A 19,625-nucleotide genomic window follows, 5' to 3' on the forward strand; every position below is an offset into this window, starting at 1 on the left:
CCGGTGGCTTTTTTATAAGTATGAAAAAAATCTTTTTCACTTTTTTTATAATTATGCTTTCACAGGCAAAAGCTCAGATAGATCCGGTGAAATATCCTACCTATACGAGTGTAGAAGACGCCTTGAAAAGCGGACAGACTGTTTACAGCATAAGTTTGAGAGGAAAAACAATGTTTAATCTTCCAACTGAAATTCAACAGCTACCATCAATTTTTTTTCTGAATTTGATGGAAAATAAATTTGAGAAAATGGATGAGTCTATTTTTACACTAAAAGAACTCACTATTTTAAATCTGAATGAAAACAGCATTAAATTCATTCCTAATGAAATTGCGGAACTTCAGAAATTGGAAAGCTTTTCGATCAATTTAAATGAACTGACAAGCATTAATCCAAATCTGGCAAAACTTCAGAAACTGAAAGTGGTCCATCTTGACGCCAATAATCTGAACGTATTTCCTGAAGCATTATTAAAAATCCCGAGTTTGGAGGAAATTAATTTACAGGGAAATCAGATCAGTTTTATTGCTAAAGATTTAGATAAAATTAAAAATTTAAAATCATTGAATCTGGCCTCCAATCAGATCAAAGATTTAGGGAAACTAGAATTTCCCAAGCAATTAAAATATTTAGAATTACAGCAAAATTCAATATCCAAACTTCCGGATGATCTATTTAAAGCAAAAAATCTGGAATTTTTAAATGTAAGTCAGAATAACATCAAAGAAATTTCACCTCAAGTAAAAGGTCTGAAAAATGTAGTCAGTATGAATCTAGCCAATAATAGTCTAAAAGATCTTCCAACTGAATTTTCACAATTGAAAAACCTTAAAACATTAATATTAACGGGCAATCCAATGGAAAAAGCAACCATTGAAAAACTAAAAGCCATGATGCCGGAAACCCAAATTTATTTCTAGAATTTACCCGCCGACTCTTTTAGTTTTATATCCCATCTCCTTAAGGATATTCATTATTTTATCACGATTGTCACCTTGAATAATAATCGTTCCGTCCTTTTCAGAACCACCTATTCCAAGTGTGGTTTTTATTTTTTTTGAGATGTTTTTCAGTTCTTCTTCGCTTCCTTCCCAACCTTCAACAATCGTTACAGGTTTACCGTTTCTGCCTTTCTTCTCAAACTTGCATACCAAGGGTTCTTTCTGCTTGAACTGCTCTTCAGGCATCTCAAAATCCTGCTCATCATGATCAGGAAAAAGGTTCTTCAATTGATCTCTTAAATCCATGAAACAAAATTAATAAAATTCCAAGAAAGAAAAGACAGGCAGATAGGTTTTAATCTTACGTAAACTTTATTCTCAAAGTTTATGAATAGTATTTAACTTTTAATAATTCCAAGTTTTCAGGAAGTCCTTCTTTTACATTTTTATTAATTTGCTCCCAATCTTCATAGTTTTCAAGATGAAACCCTTTATAAAAAGATATAAACTCTTTTATTTCTTTACTAATTAATTCTAAATCTCCATAAATTTTTTGAAGAGCCAAATCATAAAAGTCTCCATAACCATACAAAAATGTATTTTCTAAATCTGTCAATCCTTTATAGTAAGTAATTTCATTAATTATTAATGAAACCTTGCGCATGTTTACATTTTCTGTTTCCAAAAGATTTGAAAGTATACCAATTACAGCTCTTGAAACGACTTCAATATTAAAGTTTTGAGCATTGCAGTTTAAAATTGAGATCACGTCACTTATATTTCTTGAGCCTGTTGCTAATTCAATGATATCATGATCAAGTCCATTGGGAGAATCAATAACTTTATCCGCCCAGTCTATTATAGATTTAATGTCAATTACATTTTTCTTCAAGAGAATTTCATAGACTTTAAACAGGTTTTGATATTTATTATTAATAATTTTCATAGGACCAAAATAGTTATTATCAATTCCAAATAGATGAAATTACTGATTTTTTTAAATTTTAACTGGAATTTTCAAACCTCAAATTTTTCTTTTGTTACGATACATACAAAGATTACTATTTTAAATAAAATTTAAGCCTGTCAATTCTTTCATTCATTTCAAAATAAATAAATTTGTAGTACAAAAGTTTACATAATGTCAAAAAAAGCAATATTGGCCATTCTTGACGGATGGGGATTGGGAATGAATCCGGACGTTTCAGCACTAGATAAAGCAAACACACCATTTATAGATAACTGTCTTAAAAACTATCCTCATACTACGCTTGAAGCGAGTGGTTTGGCGGTAGGTTTACCGGCTGGACAAATGGGGAATTCAGAGGTAGGTCACATGAACCTGGGAGCAGGAAGAGTGGTTTATCAAAACCTGGTAAAGCTGAATATGGCGGTTGAAAACGGAACTCTGGGACAGGAAAAAGTTATTCAGGATGCCTTTGAATATGCCAAAAAAGAGAACAAAAAAGTACACTTTATCGGATTGGTTTCCAATGGAGGAGTACATTCACATATCAATCACCTTAAAGGTCTTTTAACAGCAGCGCATGAATCTGGGCTAAATGAAAATGTCTTCGTGCACGCGCTTACAGACGGACGTGACTGCGATCCGCATTCCGGAAAAGGTTTTATCGAAGAACTTCAGAACCACATGGAGTCTACTACGGGAAAACTGGCAACCATTGTCGGAAGATATTATGCGATGGACAGAGATAAAAGATGGGAGCGTGTAAAGCTAGCTTATGATGCATTGGTAGAAGGAATTGGAGAACAATCTACAGACGCTTTGGCTTCGATTCAGAAATCGTATGATAATAATGTGACGGATGAGTTCATCAAACCCATTATTCTGGTCAATACAACCGAAACAGGAAATGTAGTTCCGGTTGCTAAAATTATTGATAATGATGTGGTAATCTGTTTCAATTTCCGTACAGACAGAGGTCGTGAAATTACAGAAGTGCTTTCTCAGAAAGATTTCCCGGAATATTTCATGAGAAAACTTAACCTTTATTATATTACGCTAACCAATTACGATAAGACTTTCCAGAATGTTCATGTTGTTTTCGATGAAGAAGTATTGCATGAGACTATGGGAGAAGTGTTGGAAAGAAATCATAAAACACAGATCAGAATTGCTGAAACGGAGAAATATCCTCACGTTACCTTTTTCTTTTCAGGAGGTCGTGAAGAAGAATTTGTTGGCGAAAGAAGACTGCTTTGCCCAAGTCCAAAAGATGTTCCTACTTATGATCTGAAACCTGAAATGTCTGCTTATGATATTACCAATGCAATCATTCCCGAACTGGAAAATGAGACTGCAGATTTTATATGTCTTAACTTTGCGAACACTGATATGGTAGGTCATACAGGTGTTTTTTCAGCAGCAGTAAAAGCAGCAGAAGTTGTAGATTCTTGTATCGAAAAAGTAGCTACAACAGCTTACGAGCATGGTTATGCAGTTTTCATTTTGGCAGACCACGGAAATTCTGATGTAATGATCAATCCGGATGGAACACCGAATACACAGCATTCTACCAATCTGGTTCCTTTTATTGTGATGGATAAAGATCATACATGGAATCTGAAGCCAGGAAAACTAGGAGATGTTGCTCCTACTATTTTAAAAGTAATGGGAATAGAAGCTCCTGAAACAATGACAGGAGATATTTTAGTAAGCTAATAATATTGTTAAAAAAATGCCGTTATTACTTTAATAATGGCATTTTTTATGATTAAAATCAGAAAGAGTTAACATAATATTATGTCTTAAATAATAAATAATATTATATCTTTGTAAATTAAATTTAAATTCAAATAATGTATCAAACGCTTGTAAGGAAAGAAGTCATGGGAATTTTGGGAAAGGAAGTTGGTTCTTTTCTGGATAAATTTTTAACGCCGATTGAAAAAATTTGGCAACCCTCAGATTATCTTCCTGATCCTTCAAGTGAAGATTTTAAGCACGACTTAGAAGAAATTCAGACTTTTGCCCGTGAAATGCCTTACGATTTATTCGTAACATTAATTGGTGACTGTATTACAGAAGAAGCTTTGCCTTCTTACGAATCTTGGTTAATGGGAGTAGACGGAATTGATCAGGAAGAGAAGCAGGTAGGATGGGCAAGCTGGATAAGAGCTTGGACGGCTGAAGAAAATAGACACGGAGATCTGTTAAGTAAATATTTATATCTGTGTGGAAGAGTAAATATGAGAGAAGTAGAAGTTACGACTCAATATTTAATCAATGACGGTTTCGATTTAGGAACAAGCATGGATCCTTATAGAAACTTTGTGTATACAAGTTTTCAGGAAACAGCAACCAATATTTCCCACAGAAGAGTAGGTACACTGGCAAAACAGTCCGGGAACGGGAAATTAGCTAAGATGTGTGGCGTTATTGCGGCAGATGAAGCAAGACATGCTAAAGCATATAAGCATTTTGTGACAAAAATTTTAGAAATCGATCCGTCTGAAATGATCTTGGCATTTGAAGACATGATGCGTAAAAAAATCGTAATGCCTGCTCACATGATGAGACAATCCGGTCAGAAAGCCGGTGAGCTTTGGGGACATTTTTCTGATGCTGCTCAAAGATGCATGGTATATACCGGACAGGATTATATCAATATTTTGAAAGATTTGTTGGATGAATGGAAGATTGAACATGTAAAAGGTCTTAATGAAAAAGCTGAAAAAGCTCAGGAGTACTTAATGAAACTTCCTTCAAGACTTCAGAAAATTACAGACAGAATCTCAACACCTGATTTACAATTCCAGTTCAACTGGGTGAAAAGTTAGTTCTATATTCATTAAATTATAAAGTTAGGAGTGCTAAGTATTTTTAGCACTCTTTTTATTTCTTATCTTTGCCAATCTAAATCATAATCGAAATGATGAATAATAAGAAAATTGCGGTTGATTTTGACGGAACTATTGTAGATGATGCATATCCGGCCATTGGAAAACCGAAAATTTTTGCTTTTGAAACGCTAAAAAAGCTTCAGGCTGAAGGGTACAGACTTATTTTGTGGACCTACAGACACGGAAAAACTTTGGACGAGGCTGTAGAATTCTGCAGGAAAAACGGAATCGAATTTTATGCTGTCAACTCCAGCTTTGAAGGAGAGGTTTTTGATCCTCAAACACAGTCCAGAAAATTGGATGCAGACTGGTTTATTGATGACAGAAATATCGGTGGTTTTCCGGGATGGGGAGAGATCTATAACATTATTCAAGAAAGAATAGAGTTTCGTGTAGATGGTAAAGAAGTTTTAGCCTATTCAAAACTAAAGAAAGAAAAGAAAAAAGGATTATTCTGGTAGAAATAAAAAATAATGTAGCAATTTACCAATATAACAATCTACCAATCAGTATGTATGAAACACTGATACACTGTTATATTATTACATTTATAAATTAGAACATGATTCAATTAAAAACAATAGACGAATTACGTCTTATGAAACAGAGTGCTCAGTTGGTTTCAAGAACATTAGGAATGTTGGCTAAAGAAATCAAACCGGGAATTACCACTTTGTATTTAGATAAATTAGCTCACGATTTTATTAAAGACCATGGGGCAGAACCTGCATTCTTAGGATATGGAGGTTTCCCTTATTCATTGTGTATTTCACCAAACGAACAGGTGGTTCATGGTTTTCCAAGCAAAGAAGAAATTAAAGAAGGAGATGTCCTGTCTGTTGATTGTGGGGCTATTTTAAATGGTTTCGTAGGAGATCACGCTTATACTTTTGAGATCGGTGAAGTAAAACCGGAAACGAAAAAACTACTTAAGGTAGCTAAAGAATCCCTTTATAAAGGAATCGAACAATGTATCAGAGGAAAAAGAATTGGAGATATTTCCCATGCCATTCAGGCACATTGTGAAAAAGAAGGCTATGGAGTAGTGAGAGAGCTTGTTGGTCATGGAGTGGGAAGACAGATGCACGAAGATCCTCAGGTTCCCAATTATGGAAGACAGGGAAGCGGAAAAGTGATTAAAGATGGTTTAACTATTGCAATTGAACCGATGATCAATCTTGGAACAGAAAAAGTAAAATTCCATAATGATGGCTGGACGGTAACAACATTGGACAATCAGCCTTCTGCTCATTTTGAACACGATATAGCGGTCATTAACGGAAAACCTGTATTGCTTTCTACATTCCAGTATATTTATGATGCTCTAGGAATTGTAAGTGATGAAGAAAAGCCATTCCAACTGGATTTTTAATGAAAAAAGTAACGAAGCTTTTATTAAATAAAATTCCGCGTCCCTTGCTTATTAAAATGAGTATCTGGGCACGTCCGCTTATTTATCAGTTTTTTAAAGGAAACAAGTTTTATGATCCTATTGATGGTAAATCTTATCGCAAGTTTCTTCCTTACGGATATGGAAAACAGCGTGAAAATGCATTGTCTCCCGGAACTTTAAGTCTAGAAAGACACCGCCAGATGTGGCTTTATCTTCAGAACGAAACAGATTTTTTTACTAAAAACTATAAAGTTTTACATATTGCTCCTGAGCAGGAATTTTTAAGAAAATTCAAGAGAATGACCAATCTGGATTATATTTCTGCAGATTTATTTTCTCCGATTGTAGATGTAAAAGCAGATATTCTGGATCTTCCTTTTGCTGATGAAAGCTTTGATATTATTTTCTGTAACCATGTTCTCGAACATATTGAAGATGATGCAAAAGCGATGAGTGAACTGTACAGAGTCTTAAGACCGGGAGGATGGGGAATTTTACAGGTTCCGATGAAGAATTCTTTAGAAAAAACCTATGAGGATTTCTCCATAAAAGATCCTAAAGAACGTCAGAAGCATTTCGGACAATACGATCATGTTCGTTGGTACGGAATGGATTATTTTGAGCGTTTGCAAAAAGCAGGGTTTGAGACAGAACCTAACTTTTATTCTCAGAAATTTTCGGAAGAAGAAATTAAAAAATATGGGTTAAGACACAATGAAATCTTACCCATTGTTTTGAAAAAATAACAAAATCGGCTTCAGATTCTGAAGCCGATTTTTTATGATTTAAAGTTTAATTATTATTAATGAGAAACAGCCTTTAATCCAACTACAGAACCAATTAAGGTAACAATAAAGAAAATTCTCCAGAAGCTTACCGGGTCTTTAAAAAAGAAAATTCCCATTAATGCTGTTCCTACAGCACCGATTCCGGTCCATACAGCATATGCCGTTCCAATAGGTAGCGTTTGTGTAGCTTTAATCAACAATACCATACTGATGGTCATAGTGATCAGAAAACCTGTAAACCAAAGATACATAGGAGTTCCTGTCGTTTCTTTTACTTTTCCTAAACATGATGCAAATGCAACTTCAAATAATCCTGCGATAATTAAGATAATCCAATTCATTTTTCATTAATTTCTGTGGCAAAGTTCAGGATTTTATTAGAGTCCAAATTTTACATTTGTTAAAAAATGAAATAAGTTTTAAGTTAGATGTATGAAAAAGTTATTTGATTTCAGCCCGAATCCGGCTTAAGCTTACTTGTGTAATTCCAAGATAAGAAGCAATATGACCAAGTTGAACACGTTTCAAAAGGTGGGGTTTATCCCTCATAAGATCTTTGTAACGCTCTAATGCCGTTTTAAATTGCCTGGAAATAATTAATTCTTCCGTTTTTACAAGTTCTTTTTCAGCAAATCTTCTTCCCCAGTTGGCAATATTAATATCCTGATTATATAACTCTCTCAAATGTATCGTTTCAAGCTTATATAAATCACAATCCTCCAATGATTCTATATTTTCATATCCCGGCTTATCTTCCACGTAGCTTTTCATCGAAATGACAGTTTCTCCTTCACTTCCGAACCAAAAAGTAATATCATCATTATCTTCGGTAGATGCATAAGCTCTTACAATACCTTTTTTTACAAAATAAATAAAAGGAACAACTTTTTGAGCTTCCATTAAACAGCTTCCTTTGGGGTGGGAAACTTCCGTAATATGCTTTTTTAAATTTTCACGGGAAGAATCCGGAAGAGGGTAGATGTTGTTTATGATTTCATCAATATTCATAATAAGAACTTCAATGACATCAAAAGTATTAGTTTTTAAAAAGAATTAAAAAAAATATTTACAATAATTAGAGATAAACGTTTAAGGCAAATTAGACATTTTAAAAATAGAAATATCGCTTTCTAGCTTATTATCAAAATAATGATTTTTTATTATATTTGTAAATAGGTGTTTATGAGGTATTTAATTGTTTGGTAAAGGTTTTGAAAAAATCCGCGAAAGTACAATTATTTTTAAAATCCTCAAAGAAAATACCTATTGTTTATTAATGATTTAATCGAATATTTTTGTTTTTCCTTAAACTATATAATGAAAAGAGCTTCCATAAAAGATATCGCAAGAATCGCGGGTGTTTCCGTTGCAACAGTTTCTTATGTCCTTAACAAAAAAGAAGGAAGTAGAATAAGTCAGCAAACTAAAGAAAAAATCTTAGAAATTGCAGATTCTATCAATTATGTTCCTAATAAGATCGCTAAAAGCTTAAAAATGAGCCGAAGCAAACTGATAGGACTCATTTTAGCAGATATTTCAAATGGATTTTATTCTACGATGGCCCGTTGTATCGAAGATGAAGCCATAAAATTAGGATACACGCTTCTTATCGGAAGTTCAGATGAAAATCCTGAAAAATTCAAACAATTAACTGAGCTTTTTGCAGAACATCAGGTTGACGGAATGATTGTAGCTCCGATTATAGACTCAAATGACACCCTGAAAAAGCTTATTAAAGATGAATATCCGGTGGTTACGATTGACCGTTACCTTAAAGACATTCATTTGCCGGGTGTTTTGGTCAATAACTTTGAAGTTTCGGAACAGGTTTTTGATTTTCTGAAAGCTAAAAATTTTGAAGAAATCCTCTATGTAGGATACAATACAGAAGTTCCCCATCTTTTGGACAGGCAATATGGTTTTGAAAAACATTTTCCTGAAAGCGGAATCAGCTACAAAAAGGTTTTGGTAGGCATGGAAAACAGGAAAGAAGAGATCCATAACGCGCTTGAGCAACAGCTTGATCTTTCTAAGCGAACAGCCGTTTATTTTACAAGTAACAAGCTTGGAATCGCGGGAATGAGCTATTTCATTAAACATAACATCAAAGTTCCTGAAGATCTTTCGATGATTACCTTTGATGAAGCAGAAGCCTATGAACTTTTCCCGATTGAGCTTACGTATGTGAAGCAGCCATTAAAAGACATGGCAAAAACGATCATAAAACTGATTGATGATGAAATCACCTGTTATAAAAAGGATAGTGAACGAGTTACCTTTAAAGCCAAACTTATTCATAAAGATTCGGTGAAATAGAATACTCATCGGATTCTTTTAACAGTTTTTGCAGAGAAGTTTTCTATTAATCGGGAAAGACGATTTTGTTTTAGTAACTTTGCAGTCCGTAATATAATTTTTATGCACAAAGCAGGATTTGTAAATATAGTTGGAAAGCCAAATGCCGGAAAATCGACTTTGCTCAATCAGTTGATGGGAGAGAAGCTGGCAATTGTTACTCAAAAGGCTCAGACAACACGTCACAGAATTTTTGGAATTTATAACGAAGAAGACCTTCAGATCGTATTCTCGGATACTCCCGGAGTGTTGGATCCTAAATATGGACTGCAGGAAAAAATGATGGATTTTGTGAAAGATTCTTTACAGGATGCAGATGTTTTTCTTTTTATTGTAGATGTAACCGATAAAGCAGAACCTTCGGAGTTTTTAATTGATAAATTAAATAAAATTCCGGTGCCGGTTCTATTATTATTAAATAAAGTAGATCAGACCAATCAGGAAGGATTGGAAAAACTGGTTTCAGACTGGCATGAAAGAATTCCTAAAGCTGAAATTCTGCCTATTTCTGCGCTTAATGCCTTCAACACGGATGTTATTCTTCCTAAATTAAAATCAATGCTGCCGGAAAATCCTGCGTACTATGATAAAGACATGTACACGGACAAACCGGAACGTTTCTTCGTAAACGAGGCTATCAGAGAGAAAATTCTTTTGAATTATGAAAAAGAAATTCCTTATTCTGTAGAAGTGGTAACCGAAATGTTCAAGGAAAAGGAAGGGATTATCTTCATCGATTCTATTATTTATGTAGAAAGAGATACCCAGAAAGGAATTATCATCGGACATAAAGGAGAAGCTATTAAAAAAGTAGGAACAGAAGCCAGGCTGGATCTTGAAAAGTTCTTTGCTAAAAAAATTCATTTGAACCTTTTTGTAAAAGTGAAAAAAGATTGGCGAAAAAATGACAGAGATCTAAAAAACTTCGGATACAGATAGACTAAAAATTCAATATTCATCGTTAGATTAGAAGATTTTTATTATCTTTAAGTTTAAATTAATATTGAATGAGCTACTCAAACTCGAAAACGACTCCTGTCTATGTAGACTTAGTTTTATTAGTGGTAAGAATATTTATCGGTTTTGCAATGTTATCTCATGGTTTTCCCAAACTTCAGCAGTTGTTGGAAGGTGGTGAAATAAAGTTTTTTGACTTCATAGGACTCGGACCCAAGATTTCATTGATCTTAACCGTATTTGCAGAGTTTGTATGTTCTATTCTTTTAATCCTAGGACTTTTTACAAGAGTGGCAACAGGTTTTTTAATTTTTACAATGGCCATTGCAGCTTTTGTAGTACATGGAGCGGATCTGTTTGAAAAAAGAGAATTAAGCTTACTCTACCTGTCTGTCTATTTATTGATTGTTTCCTTTGGAGCTGGCAAAATCTCCGTAGATTATATGATTGAAAAAAGAAAAAGATCTTCAGATTGGTAGTCTTTTGATATAAAATAAGAGAAGCAGGAAATTTTTCTTGCTTTTTTTATGTCATTAAATTCATTAAATTCGTAAAAAATGAAATTATAATGAAGATAAAGCTAACAATCTGTCTTCTTGCGTTTCTTAATTTCTATAACGCGCAGGAAAGTATCACCTACCAAAAACCTTCACCGGAAATTTTAAAACTGGCTGATTATGAAAGACCACCAAGTGTTTTAATGAACAGCAAAAAAGACTGGATTGTTTTCACCTACCGTCCGACTTATAAAACCCTTGAAGATCTGAGCCAGCAGGAAATGAAACTGGGAGGACTGAGAATTAATCCTGTCACCAATATTTCAAGCAGTATTACCTATCTGAATAACCTTAAGGTAAGAAAAACAGCTGAGAAAAATGAAGTTCAGGTAAAGAACCTGCCTTCCAACGCTAAAATTGCCTATACTTCTTTCTCTCCGGATGAAAAGAAATTTGCCTTTACCAATACAACCAGCAAAGGGGTAGAGCTTTGGATTGTGGATCTGGAAACAGCTACTGCAAAGAAAATCACTTCGGATAATTTAAATGCTAATTTAGGCTCACCTTATGTTTGGTATAAGGACTCCCAGAATCTATTGATCAAAATATTACCCCAAAACAGGGAGGCTTTAATTGATTCAAGCAAAGACCTTCCGACCGGTCCTATTGTTTCTACTTCAGATGGAAAAGTTTCTCAGAACAGAACCTATCAGGATCTTTTGAAAAATCCTCAGGATGAAAAGAATTTCGAAATACTTACAACTTCAGACGTTTACAAAGTTGATCTCAATGGAAGCTTAAAGAAGGTAAAAGAAAAGGATATGTTTGCGGGATTGAGCTTTTCTCCGGATGGAAGCTATTTGATGGCAACAACGATTCAAAAACCATTCTCTTATATCGTTCCTTTGAGCAGGTTTCCAATGACAACAACTGTATATGATCTGAATGGAAATCTGATAAAAAAAGTCAACGAAACTCCATTGAATGAAATTATGCCCAAAGGTTTTTCTTCAGTAAGAACCGGGAAAAGAGATATGGGATGGAGAAGTGATATGCCTGCAACTTTGGTTTATACAGAAGCTTTGGATGGAGGAGATCAGTCAAAAGCAGCTGAATACAGAGATGAAATTTTCACTTGGGAAGCTCCGTTTACGGCCGCTCCGAAGTCTTTCTTCAAGACAAAGCAGCGATATGAAGATGTAAGTTGGACGAATGATCATTATGCCATTGTGCATGAATCATGGTATGACACAAGAAATACAAAGTCCTTTCTGATAGATCTTAATACAAATGAATCTAAAGTGATTGATGACCGAAATTATCAGGATGTTTACAGCGATCCGGGAAATTTCAATACCACCAAAAATCAATTCGGAAGAACAGTGCTGGATCTAAAAGGCGGTAAAGCGTATTTAATCGGAGCCGGATTCACAAAAGACGGACAGCATCCTTTCATTGACGAAATGGATATTAAAACGCTGAAGAAAAAAAGATTGTATACTTCTAACCTGAAGAATGAAAAAGAAGAAATCATTGATATTCTAAACCCGTCCAAAGGTGAAATTCTTACAATACAACAATCCGCAAGTCAATATCCGAACTATTTTAAACGGAATATAAAATCAAATAAAACAGAATCGGTTACCAGCTTTGCAAATCCTTTTGAAAGTATAAAAGACGTATATAAAGAGGTAATTACCTATAAGAGAAATGACGGAGTAACCCTTTCCGGGACGCTTTATCTGCCTGCAAATTATGACAGAAAAGCTAAAAAAGAAAAGCTACCTCTTTTGATCTGGGCGTATCCTACAGAATATAAAGATAAAAATACAGCAGGACAAAGTACGCAAAACCCGAATGACTTTACTTTCCCGTATTACGGTTCGTTTGTATATTGGACAACAAAAGGATATGCTGTATTGGATGATGCCGCTTTCCCGATTATCGGAGAAGGAAAAACGGAACCTAATGACACTTTTATTCCTCAATTGGTAGCGAATGGAAGAGCAGCCATAGATGCAGTAGATAAATTGGGCTATATTGACAGGAATAAAGTAGCTGTAGGAGGACATTCTTATGGAGCATTCATGACCGCGAACCTTTTAACTCATTCTAAAGACTATGCCTGCGGAATTGCAAGAAGTGGAGCCTACAACAGAACTCTGACTCCATTTGGGTTTCAAAGCGAACAGAGAAATTACTGGGATATTCCTGAAATTTACAACACTATGTCTCCATTTATGAATGCGGATAAAATGAAAACACCATTGCTATTGGTTCATGGTGATGCAGATAACAATCCGGGAACATTTACTTTACAGACAGAAAGATATTTCCAGGCACTGAAAAATCTTGGAGCTCCTGTAAAGATGGTTCTTCTTCCAAAAGAAGCTCACGGCTATGCAGCCAAAGAGAATATTTTACATTTGCTTTGGGAACAGGATCAGTTCTTAGAGAAATGTCTGAAAAAATAATCCATAAAAAACTCGTTCTTTATGAACGAGTTTTTTTATAAATAATCCAAAATGCCATTAATATTCTCCAATTCCATAAAATGGGGATGTTCTATTTTAAGATCATGTTGTTCATGCGTCCATGTTACATGATATGGAATATGAGCGGCAAAACCCCCAATCTCTAAAACAGGTAAAATATCCGATTTAATAGAGTTTCCTAACATTAAAAAATGTTCAGGTTTACAATCCAGATGTCTTAAAAGTTTCTGATAATCACTTTCTTTTTTATCACTCATGATTTCAATATGATGAAAATAGTCATGTAATCCTGATTTTTTTAATTTACGTTCCTGATCCAGTAAATCTCCTTTTGTAGCAACGACCAGTCTGTATTTTCCTTTTAAATGTTCTAAAGTCTCATTAACTCCGTCTAAAAGCACAATCGGTTTTTGAAGAAGATCATGACCAATTTCAATCGTTTTATTAATCAATGGTAAAGAGGCAGTACCATTGGAAACCTTGTCTACCGTTTCAATCATGCACAGCATAAATCCTTTTATGCCATAACCATATAAATGGAGATTTTTCATTTCCGTTTTTAATAATTCCTGGGAAACAGAATGCTGAGGAAGATAATCTTCCAGCAACATACAAAACTCCTTTTCAGCCTCCTGAAAATAGGGCTCGTTGATCCAAAGAGTATCATCTGCATCAAAAGCAATAGTAGTTATTTCATTATTCATATTTAGTTTACTTTAGTTTTTGTAATTTTCGCTCACAAAAATCAGTATAAAAAACAAAACAGAAAAGGACATTTGTCCCCGGTAAAATATGTTACGTACGAATCAACCATTTTTAGATTACTTAGAAAAGCTTTATGAAAATCAGGATCATAAAGATAATATTGTATTAAAATCTTTTGAAAAAGGAGAAAAGATCTTAACACAAAATGAAGTCTCCACTAAAATAATGCTTATTAAAAGTGGAATTACGAAATGTTATTTCGTTGAAGAGAATGATAAAGAATATATTGTTGAATTTTTAGGGAAAGGGGAAATTATTGGTGAAATAGAGGTTATTAAAAACGTTCCTTGTCTTTGTAGCATTGAAGCCATTACAGAAGTTACCGTCTATTCTATGACAATTCCATATTTTCAGTCTTTAATTAAAAATGATCTGACGCTGAATAACTTATTACTTGATGTGTTTGCAGACCGTATCTTCAATACCTCAAGCAGAGCTTCTTACCAGCAGTTGCATACCACAGAACACACTTTGTCTCAGCTTCTTGAAGTAAAGTCTAAAGAAATGAAAATTTCAAAAGAAGATATGGCGGCTTATCTGGGAATCACAGTAAGAAGCTTAAACAGGGCTTTTAAGGAATTAAAAGAGAAAGACCGCGATGAATAATTGGCTGCAATAGAACTCAAATCTTCATGTATCTTTGCAAAAAGGATATTGATAAAATGGAAGAATTAACATTCAGGAATGCGGCTATTGAAGATTTACCCAAAATCGTTGAAATTTATAATTCAACGATTGCATCCAGAATGGTAACTGCAGATACAGAAGAAATATCTGTAGAAAGCAGACTGAAATGGTTTGGGGAACATAATCCGCAAACAAGGCCGCTTTGGATGATTGAAGACCAACAACATAATATTATTGGCTGGGTAAGTTTTTCTTCATTTTATGGGAGACCTGCTTATAACGGAACTGTTGAAATGAGCATTTATATGGATGAAAGCAGCAGAGGAAAAGGCTTTGGAAAGAAAGTTCTTCAGTATTGCATTGACAACGCGGGGAAACTGGGTATTAAAACGTTATTAGGTTTTATTTTCCTTCATAACGAGCCTAGTTTAAAATTGTTCCGGTATTTTGGGTTTGAAGATTGGGGAATACTTCCTGATGTAGCCGTATTGGATGGTATAGACAGAACTTTAGTGATTTTGGGAAAGAGAATTACATAAAAATATAAAAACTCGCTTTTAAGCGAGTTTTTTATTAATTGAACCTAGGTTCCTTATCTTTTTCAATATAAATATATCGGCTTTTAATTCCTTTCTGCAGCATAGCTTTCTTTTTATTCAATTCTTCTAGAGATTCTACTGTTTCCTTTCCAAAAGTAGACCCTCCGTTTTTTACGCCGTTAGAAAACATTCTTACAGGATCAGAATACGTATCCTCAACATATTTATTGAATTTTTCATTAGAAATAGGCAACGCAGTTTTCCCATAATGAGTTTCAACAAAGTCCTTTGTACTATAAGTTTCCGGAAGTTTTATATTTTTAACCAGTTTATAACTGAAGTCCTTTTTATCATCTTCAATAATAAAGATCAGTCCCGGAAGTCCCCTGAATTTGTATGGACCTTCCTTAATATCCACTTCTTTAGAAAACCATGCCGTCCATTGTCTTCCTCCAAAACTAGTGGTGGCTTTTTGCAGTGTATAACCATTGTAGATTTGAGTGTCTGACAAAAGATTCCACTTCATTTCATCATTTGTTTTTATTACAAAATATTCAAAAAAATCCCTGTACCAATTATTTTTAAAAGAATTGGGCTGTCTTTCGACTACCTGATCTGTTTTTGTACTGTGATGGGAATTTCCCATTTGTGAACTTTTATTGATAGAATCATAGTCTGCAAAATCCTTATCGTAAAATTTAACCGATTTTGGACTGATGTCGAGATTCATTAAAGCTTTTCGATATTCCTGGCTTTCGTCTGTTCTGAATTGCAGTTCATAGATAAACCTGTTCGTTTGTGATTGATAAAAGGAGAATAAGGATATACTTAATAAGAGAAATATTTTTTTCATTGAAATTGTAACAGTCTTTATAAATATTAATATAAACAAAAATACAAATATCTTTTATCTAATTCACAGAGTAATGAATGTTCGTGACAAAAAAGACCCTTTGAAAGGGTCTTTAAGTATTTTATGAATTGAGTTTAATTTTTCTGGCTGACATATTGAGGAATCTTTTTACTAGGAACAATGCTGAAATCGTAAGTCCTAATCCTAATGCGATCCACATTCCGAATGCTCCCATTTCTAAAGTTACACAAAGGAAATAACCTAAAGGAACTGTAATGACCCAATACGCAATAAAAGTGTAAATGGATGGGATTTTTACGTCCTGAAGACCTCTCAATGTTCCTAAAGCTGTAACCTGAATTCCGTCTGATAACTGAAATAATGCCGCTATAATCATAAGCTTCGAGGCCAGGGTAATTACTTCCACTTCTTCTTTTTTAGTAAAAAAAGTAGGAAGGATATTTCTGCCTAAAATAAAGACGGTTCCGCAAATACACATGAAAATAAAAGCTATTTTCAAATTGTTGATCCCAACTTTTCTTAATTCCACATAGTTCTGTTCTCCCAATTTCCTTCCAATCATTACAGTAGATGCAACACTGAACCCGACACATAAATTAAAGGTGAATGAAGCCATACTCAGGGCAATCTGATGGGATGCTATATCGTGTGCGGAGATCAAGCCACAGATAAATGCCGCTCCTGCAAAAGCAGTAACTTCAAAAAACATCTGCAATGCCGTAGGAAGCCCCAATCTCACCATTTTTTCAAACATTTTTTTCGAGAAAACCTCAATTTTCAAGGAAAAAGCTTTGATATACTGTCTGGTTTTAGGCTGCTTCAACAATACGATGTAAAGGAAAACGACCATGAAGATACGGGCAATTAAACTTGCCAATGCAGAACCTTTTACTCCCATTTCAGGAAATATCCACAGCCCTTTAATAAAAACGTAATTAAGGACGATATTAATCACATTGGCAATGATCGTAGCCTTTGTTACTCCGATGGTATAAGATAAACCTTCGGACACCTCTCTTAAGGTCTGAAATGCCATAAACGGAACAATACTTACTGCCATAATGGTCAAAAAGTCTACCGTATCAGGAATAATTTTAGCGGGCTGCCCGGAATGATAGAGTAGTGGCATTCCCAGAAATAAAACTCCCATTAAAATAATCCCTACAGACATATTAATGATAAATCCGTGACTGAAAACAGAATTAATGGTCTTATGGTCATGCTGCGAATGGGCTTCGGAAACCAATGGAGGAATGGCAAATGAGAATCCCAATGCTAAAACAAACATAGAGAAAAACACTGCATTTCCTAATGATACGGAAGCTAATGCATCTGCTCCCAATAATTTTCCTACAATAATGTTGTCAAATAAATTGACCGACACCTGTCCTACCTGGGTGAGCATTACCGGTAAGGCAAGTGCCAAAGTTTCTTTTGTATATTTTTTATTTAAAAAGCTCATAATTTAAAATTCATATAGTTTGTAGTTTGAGTTCAAAAAAAAATTGCAGTAACAAATGGTACTGCAATTTTTATAATTTATATTAAGTAATAATCTACATTATTTCCTTACAAAACTTGCAACGTCTTCGGCGGACACAGTGCTTCCACCCAAAATAATTAATCTTTCTACAACATTTCTTAGTTCTCTGATGTTTCCTGTCCATGAAAGTGCTTTTAAGGCTTCAATCGCTTTATCATCGAATTTTTTTGTTGCAGTACCGTGCTCATCGGCGATCATTCCGGAGAAATGCTCAACCAATAATTTGATGTCTTCTTTTCTTTCATCCAATGGCGGTACATAGATTTCGATCACAGAAAGTCTGTGATAAAGATCTTCTCTGAATCTTCCTGCTTCTATTTCCTTCTGCATATTTTTATTGGTTGCAGCAAGTACTCTTACATCAACTTTTATTTCTTTATCACTTCCTACGGGAGAAACTTTACTTTCCTGTAATGCTCTTAATACTTTTGCCTGAGCGATAAGACTCATATCTCCAATTTCATCCAAGAAAATAGTACCTCCGTTGGCCTGTTCAAATTTTCCCTGTTTATCTTTGATAGCCCCTGTAAAAGATCCTTTTACGTGACCAAAAAGCTCAGATTCTATAAGCTCAGAAGGAATGGCAGCACAGTTTACCTCAATCATCGGGCCTCTCGCTCTTTCACTTTGATTGTGAATGGCGTGTGCTACAAGCTCTTTTCCTGCACCATTGGGTCCTGTAATCAAAACTCTGGCATCAGAAACAGCAACTTTCTCAATCATGTCCTGAATCTTCTGTAATCCGGCGGACTGACCGATCATTTGGTATTTTTTGCTTACTTTTTTCTTAAGCGTTTTATTTTCAGTTTGAAGATTTTTGTTCTCTTTTTTAAGTGTTTCTTTAGTTAAAGCATTTTTAACACTTGTAATCAGTCGGTTGATGTCAATCGGCTTTGAAATGAAATCATAAGCACCTTCCTTTAAACATGAAACCGCAGAATCAATATCTGCGTGTCCCGAAATCATAATAAAAGTAGTTTCAGGCTTAAGTGCTAAACTTTGCTTTAAAAGCTCAGTTCCTGAAAGTTTGGGCATTTTGATGTCAGAAATTACCAATGCAAAGTCTTCTTTCTCTACCTGTTTATAGCCTTCAAGGCCATCTTCGGCGATTACAAATTCATAATCAGTAAGTTCATCTGAGAGAATACTGTGAAGAACTCCCGATATTGCTTTTTCGTCTTCTACGATAAGGATTTTTTGCATAGTTGCAAATTTAGAAATTTTTGATTGAATTATTAGCAAAAACCATACCTAAATAATCTATTGCGTATAATCTCTTCTTCCAAAAATGGCAGAACCGACCCTTACTGAATTGGCCCCACATTCTATCGCAATAGGAAAGTCGTCACTCATCCCCATCGATAATGTTTGTAGAGATTTCTGCTTATTCAGTTCATCAAAAAGGCTTTTTAATATTGAAAATTCTTTTCTGATCTGCTGTTCATCATCGGTGAATGTTGCCATTCCCATCAATCCTGTAACTTCTATATTTGAAAATGCTCCGTCTGTATATTTTTGAAATAATCTTTTGGCTTCATCAATTTCTAACCCGAATTTACTTTCTTCTTCAGCAATTTTTACCTGAAGTAAAACTTTAATGTTCCTGTTATACTTTATGGCTTCTTTATTGATTTCCAAAATTAATTTTTCAGAATCTACACTCTGAATAGTATCTATAAACTCAGCAATGTATTTTACTTTATTAGTCTGCAGATGTCCTATCAGATGCCATTGAATATCTTTAGGAAGAAGAGGATATTTCTCCATTACTTCCTGAACTTTGTTTTCTCCAAAAACCCTTTGCCCAAGATCATAGACTTCCTGAATGGCTGAAACCGGATGCGTTTTTGATACAGCAACCAGTTCTACGTGATCCGGAAGCTGAGTTTTTATACGGGTATAATTTTCCTGAATGCTCATGATTGCAAATTTCTGAATTTTAAAAGCAAAAAACGAATTAATTTCTAAATTTTAAAATCAGTTTACC

At 34.4% G+C, this 19,625-nt stretch carries 21 protein-coding genes; 12 read left to right on the forward strand and 9 right to left on the reverse strand.

The features are described 5' to 3' along the window. Positions 1-20: 20 nt before the first annotated feature. On the forward strand, positions 21-920 hold the full coding sequence (locus P0Y62_03645; protein ID WEK70652.1) for a leucine-rich repeat domain-containing protein: 900 nt from the start codon (positions 21-23) through the stop codon (positions 918-920). A gap of 3 nt (positions 921-923) precedes the next feature. On the opposite strand, the gene P0Y62_03650 is transcribed toward P0Y62_03645, so the two are convergent. Further along, positions 924-1,247, reverse strand: coding sequence for a translation initiation factor (locus tag P0Y62_03650; protein ID WEK70653.1), 324 nt, complete (start codon positions 1,245-1,247; stop codon positions 924-926). Positions 1,248-1,326: 79 nt separating this feature from the next. Then, entirely contained in the window at positions 1,327-1,887 is a 561-nt protein-coding gene (locus tag P0Y62_03655) for a hypothetical protein (GenBank protein ID WEK70654.1), read from the reverse strand. Between the two features lie 195 nt (positions 1,888-2,082). On the opposite strand from P0Y62_03655, the gene gpmI reads away from it, so the two are divergent. The 5 genes from gpmI to P0Y62_03680 all read left to right on the forward strand — a co-directional run bounded on the left by gpmI (position 2,083) and on the right by P0Y62_03680 (position 6,944). Beyond that, positions 2,083-3,624, forward strand: coding sequence for a 2,3-bisphosphoglycerate-independent phosphoglycerate mutase (gene gpmI / locus P0Y62_03660; protein ID WEK70655.1), 1,542 nt, complete (start codon positions 2,083-2,085; stop codon positions 3,622-3,624). Between the two features lie 137 nt (positions 3,625-3,761). Further along, entirely contained in the window at positions 3,762-4,742 is a 981-nt protein-coding gene (locus P0Y62_03665) for an acyl-ACP desaturase (protein ID WEK70656.1), read from the forward strand. Positions 4,743-4,834: 92 nt separating this feature from the next. After that, complete coding sequence (locus tag P0Y62_03670; GenBank protein WEK70657.1) at positions 4,835-5,266, forward strand: hypothetical protein; 432 nt, start codon at positions 4,835-4,837, stop codon at positions 5,264-5,266. 101 nt (positions 5,267-5,367) lie between these two features. Beyond that, on the forward strand, positions 5,368-6,177 hold the full coding sequence (gene map, locus P0Y62_03675) for a type I methionyl aminopeptidase (GenBank protein ID WEK70658.1): 810 nt from the start codon (positions 5,368-5,370) through the stop codon (positions 6,175-6,177). Next, on the forward strand, positions 6,177-6,944 hold the full coding sequence (locus P0Y62_03680) for a methyltransferase domain-containing protein (protein ID WEK70659.1): 768 nt from the start codon (positions 6,177-6,179) through the stop codon (positions 6,942-6,944). Before map ends, P0Y62_03680 begins: the two co-directional genes overlap by 1 nt. Positions 6,945-7,000: 56 nt before the next feature. On the opposite strand, the gene P0Y62_03685 is transcribed toward P0Y62_03680, so the two are convergent. Together P0Y62_03685 and P0Y62_03690 are read right to left on the reverse strand one after the other, a co-directional pair. Beyond that, positions 7,001-7,327: a multidrug efflux SMR transporter gene (locus P0Y62_03685; protein WEK70660.1), complete on the reverse strand. Its 327-nt coding sequence runs from the start codon at positions 7,325-7,327 to the stop codon at positions 7,001-7,003. Positions 7,328-7,427: 100 nt separating this feature from the next. Then, positions 7,428-7,994: a Crp/Fnr family transcriptional regulator gene (locus P0Y62_03690; GenBank protein WEK70661.1), complete on the reverse strand. Its 567-nt coding sequence runs from the start codon at positions 7,992-7,994 to the stop codon at positions 7,428-7,430. Positions 7,995-8,303: 309 nt separating this feature from the next. On the opposite strand from P0Y62_03690, the gene P0Y62_03695 reads away from it, so the two are divergent. From P0Y62_03695 to P0Y62_03710, 4 genes are all read left to right on the forward strand, one after another. Further along, positions 8,304-9,302, forward strand: a complete 999-nt coding sequence (locus P0Y62_03695) for a LacI family DNA-binding transcriptional regulator (protein WEK70662.1) — start codon at positions 8,304-8,306, stop codon at positions 9,300-9,302. A gap of 102 nt (positions 9,303-9,404) precedes the next feature. Beyond that, a complete protein-coding gene (era, locus tag P0Y62_03700) occupies positions 9,405-10,280 on the forward strand; it encodes a GTPase Era (GenBank protein ID WEK70663.1) in 876 nt (291 codons plus the stop codon). A gap of 68 nt (positions 10,281-10,348) precedes the next feature. Continuing rightward, on the forward strand, positions 10,349-10,777 hold the full coding sequence (locus P0Y62_03705; protein WEK70664.1) for a DoxX family protein: 429 nt from the start codon (positions 10,349-10,351) through the stop codon (positions 10,775-10,777). An 89-nt stretch (positions 10,778-10,866) separates the two neighbouring features. Continuing rightward, positions 10,867-13,269 carry a prolyl oligopeptidase family serine peptidase gene (locus P0Y62_03710; protein ID WEK70665.1) on the forward strand — a complete coding sequence of 801 codons (2,403 nt, stop codon included), beginning with the start codon at positions 10,867-10,869 and terminating at the stop codon, positions 13,267-13,269. A 35-nt stretch (positions 13,270-13,304) separates the two neighbouring features. Here P0Y62_03710 and P0Y62_03715 read toward each other — a convergent pair whose 3' ends face one another. Continuing rightward, positions 13,305-13,994 (reverse strand): HAD family hydrolase, encoded by a 690-nt coding sequence (locus P0Y62_03715; protein ID WEK70666.1) that lies wholly within the window; start codon positions 13,992-13,994, stop codon positions 13,305-13,307. Positions 13,995-14,082: 88 nt separating this feature from the next. Here P0Y62_03715 and P0Y62_03720 point away from each other — a divergent pair, with 88 nt between their 5' ends. Both P0Y62_03720 and P0Y62_03725 read left to right on the forward strand, forming a co-directional pair. Continuing rightward, entirely contained in the window at positions 14,083-14,661 is a 579-nt protein-coding gene (locus tag P0Y62_03720; GenBank protein ID WEK70667.1) for a Crp/Fnr family transcriptional regulator, read from the forward strand. Between the two features lie 56 nt (positions 14,662-14,717). Continuing rightward, on the forward strand, positions 14,718-15,221 hold the full coding sequence (locus P0Y62_03725) for a GNAT family N-acetyltransferase (protein ID WEK70668.1): 504 nt from the start codon (positions 14,718-14,720) through the stop codon (positions 15,219-15,221). Between the two features lie 34 nt (positions 15,222-15,255). On the opposite strand, the gene P0Y62_03730 is transcribed toward P0Y62_03725, so the two are convergent. The 4 genes from P0Y62_03730 to P0Y62_03745 all read right to left on the reverse strand — a co-directional run bounded on the left by P0Y62_03730 (position 15,256) and on the right by P0Y62_03745 (position 19,558). Next, positions 15,256-16,074, reverse strand: coding sequence for a GLPGLI family protein (locus P0Y62_03730; GenBank protein ID WEK70669.1), 819 nt, complete (start codon positions 16,072-16,074; stop codon positions 15,256-15,258). 121 nt (positions 16,075-16,195) lie between these two features. Next, the gene (locus P0Y62_03735) at positions 16,196-17,557 is read right to left on the reverse strand and encodes an MATE family efflux transporter (protein WEK70670.1); all 1,362 of its coding nucleotides are present in this window, start codon (positions 17,555-17,557) and stop codon (positions 16,196-16,198) included. Between the two features lie 99 nt (positions 17,558-17,656). Next, positions 17,657-18,841: a sigma-54 dependent transcriptional regulator gene (locus P0Y62_03740; protein ID WEK70671.1), complete on the reverse strand. Its 1,185-nt coding sequence runs from the start codon at positions 18,839-18,841 to the stop codon at positions 17,657-17,659. A 57-nt stretch (positions 18,842-18,898) separates the two neighbouring features. Continuing rightward, positions 18,899-19,558, reverse strand: a complete 660-nt coding sequence (locus P0Y62_03745; protein ID WEK70672.1) for a YggS family pyridoxal phosphate-dependent enzyme — start codon at positions 19,556-19,558, stop codon at positions 18,899-18,901. Between the last annotated feature and the right edge of the window lie 67 nt (positions 19,559-19,625).

Source organism: Candidatus Chryseobacterium colombiense (assembly GCA_029203185.1).
Classification (GTDB): Bacteria; Bacteroidota; Bacteroidia; order Flavobacteriales; family Weeksellaceae; genus Chryseobacterium; species Chryseobacterium colombiense.

Excerpts from the sequence above, each read along its gene's own strand:
- P0Y62_03645 (WEK70652.1), top strand. The coding sequence starts at position 21 with ATGAAAAAAATCTTTTTCACTTTTTTTATAATTATGCTTTCACAGGCA.
- P0Y62_03650 (WEK70653.1), bottom strand. The coding sequence starts at position 1,247 with ATGGATTTAAGAGATCAATTGAAGAACCTTTTTCCTGATCATGATGAG.
- P0Y62_03655 (WEK70654.1), bottom strand. The coding sequence starts at position 1,887 with ATGAAAATTATTAATAATAAATATCAAAACCTGTTTAAAGTCTATGAA.
- gpmI (WEK70655.1), top strand. The coding sequence starts at position 2,083 with ATGTCAAAAAAAGCAATATTGGCCATTCTTGACGGATGGGGATTGGGA.
- P0Y62_03665 (WEK70656.1), top strand. The coding sequence starts at position 3,762 with ATGTATCAAACGCTTGTAAGGAAAGAAGTCATGGGAATTTTGGGAAAG.
- P0Y62_03670 (WEK70657.1), top strand. The coding sequence starts at position 4,835 with ATGATGAATAATAAGAAAATTGCGGTTGATTTTGACGGAACTATTGTA.
- map (WEK70658.1), top strand. The coding sequence starts at position 5,368 with ATGATTCAATTAAAAACAATAGACGAATTACGTCTTATGAAACAGAGT.
- P0Y62_03680 (WEK70659.1), top strand. The coding sequence starts at position 6,177 with ATGAAAAAAGTAACGAAGCTTTTATTAAATAAAATTCCGCGTCCCTTG.
- P0Y62_03685 (WEK70660.1), bottom strand. The coding sequence starts at position 7,327 with ATGAATTGGATTATCTTAATTATCGCAGGATTATTTGAAGTTGCATTT.
- P0Y62_03690 (WEK70661.1), bottom strand. The coding sequence starts at position 7,994 with ATGAATATTGATGAAATCATAAACAACATCTACCCTCTTCCGGATTCT.
- P0Y62_03695 (WEK70662.1), top strand. The coding sequence starts at position 8,304 with ATGAAAAGAGCTTCCATAAAAGATATCGCAAGAATCGCGGGTGTTTCC.
- era (WEK70663.1), top strand. The coding sequence starts at position 9,405 with ATGCACAAAGCAGGATTTGTAAATATAGTTGGAAAGCCAAATGCCGGA.
- P0Y62_03705 (WEK70664.1), top strand. The coding sequence starts at position 10,349 with ATGAGCTACTCAAACTCGAAAACGACTCCTGTCTATGTAGACTTAGTT.
- P0Y62_03710 (WEK70665.1), top strand. The coding sequence starts at position 10,867 with ATGAAGATAAAGCTAACAATCTGTCTTCTTGCGTTTCTTAATTTCTAT.
- P0Y62_03715 (WEK70666.1), bottom strand. The coding sequence starts at position 13,994 with ATGAATAATGAAATAACTACTATTGCTTTTGATGCAGATGATACTCTT.
- P0Y62_03720 (WEK70667.1), top strand. The coding sequence starts at position 14,083 with ATGTTACGTACGAATCAACCATTTTTAGATTACTTAGAAAAGCTTTAT.
- P0Y62_03725 (WEK70668.1), top strand. The coding sequence starts at position 14,718 with ATGGAAGAATTAACATTCAGGAATGCGGCTATTGAAGATTTACCCAAA.
- P0Y62_03730 (WEK70669.1), bottom strand. The coding sequence starts at position 16,074 with ATGAAAAAAATATTTCTCTTATTAAGTATATCCTTATTCTCCTTTTAT.
- P0Y62_03735 (WEK70670.1), bottom strand. The coding sequence starts at position 17,557 with ATGAGCTTTTTAAATAAAAAATATACAAAAGAAACTTTGGCACTTGCC.
- P0Y62_03740 (WEK70671.1), bottom strand. The coding sequence starts at position 18,841 with ATGCAAAAAATCCTTATCGTAGAAGACGAAAAAGCAATATCGGGAGTT.
- P0Y62_03745 (WEK70672.1), bottom strand. The coding sequence starts at position 19,558 with ATGAGCATTCAGGAAAATTATACCCGTATAAAAACTCAGCTTCCGGAT.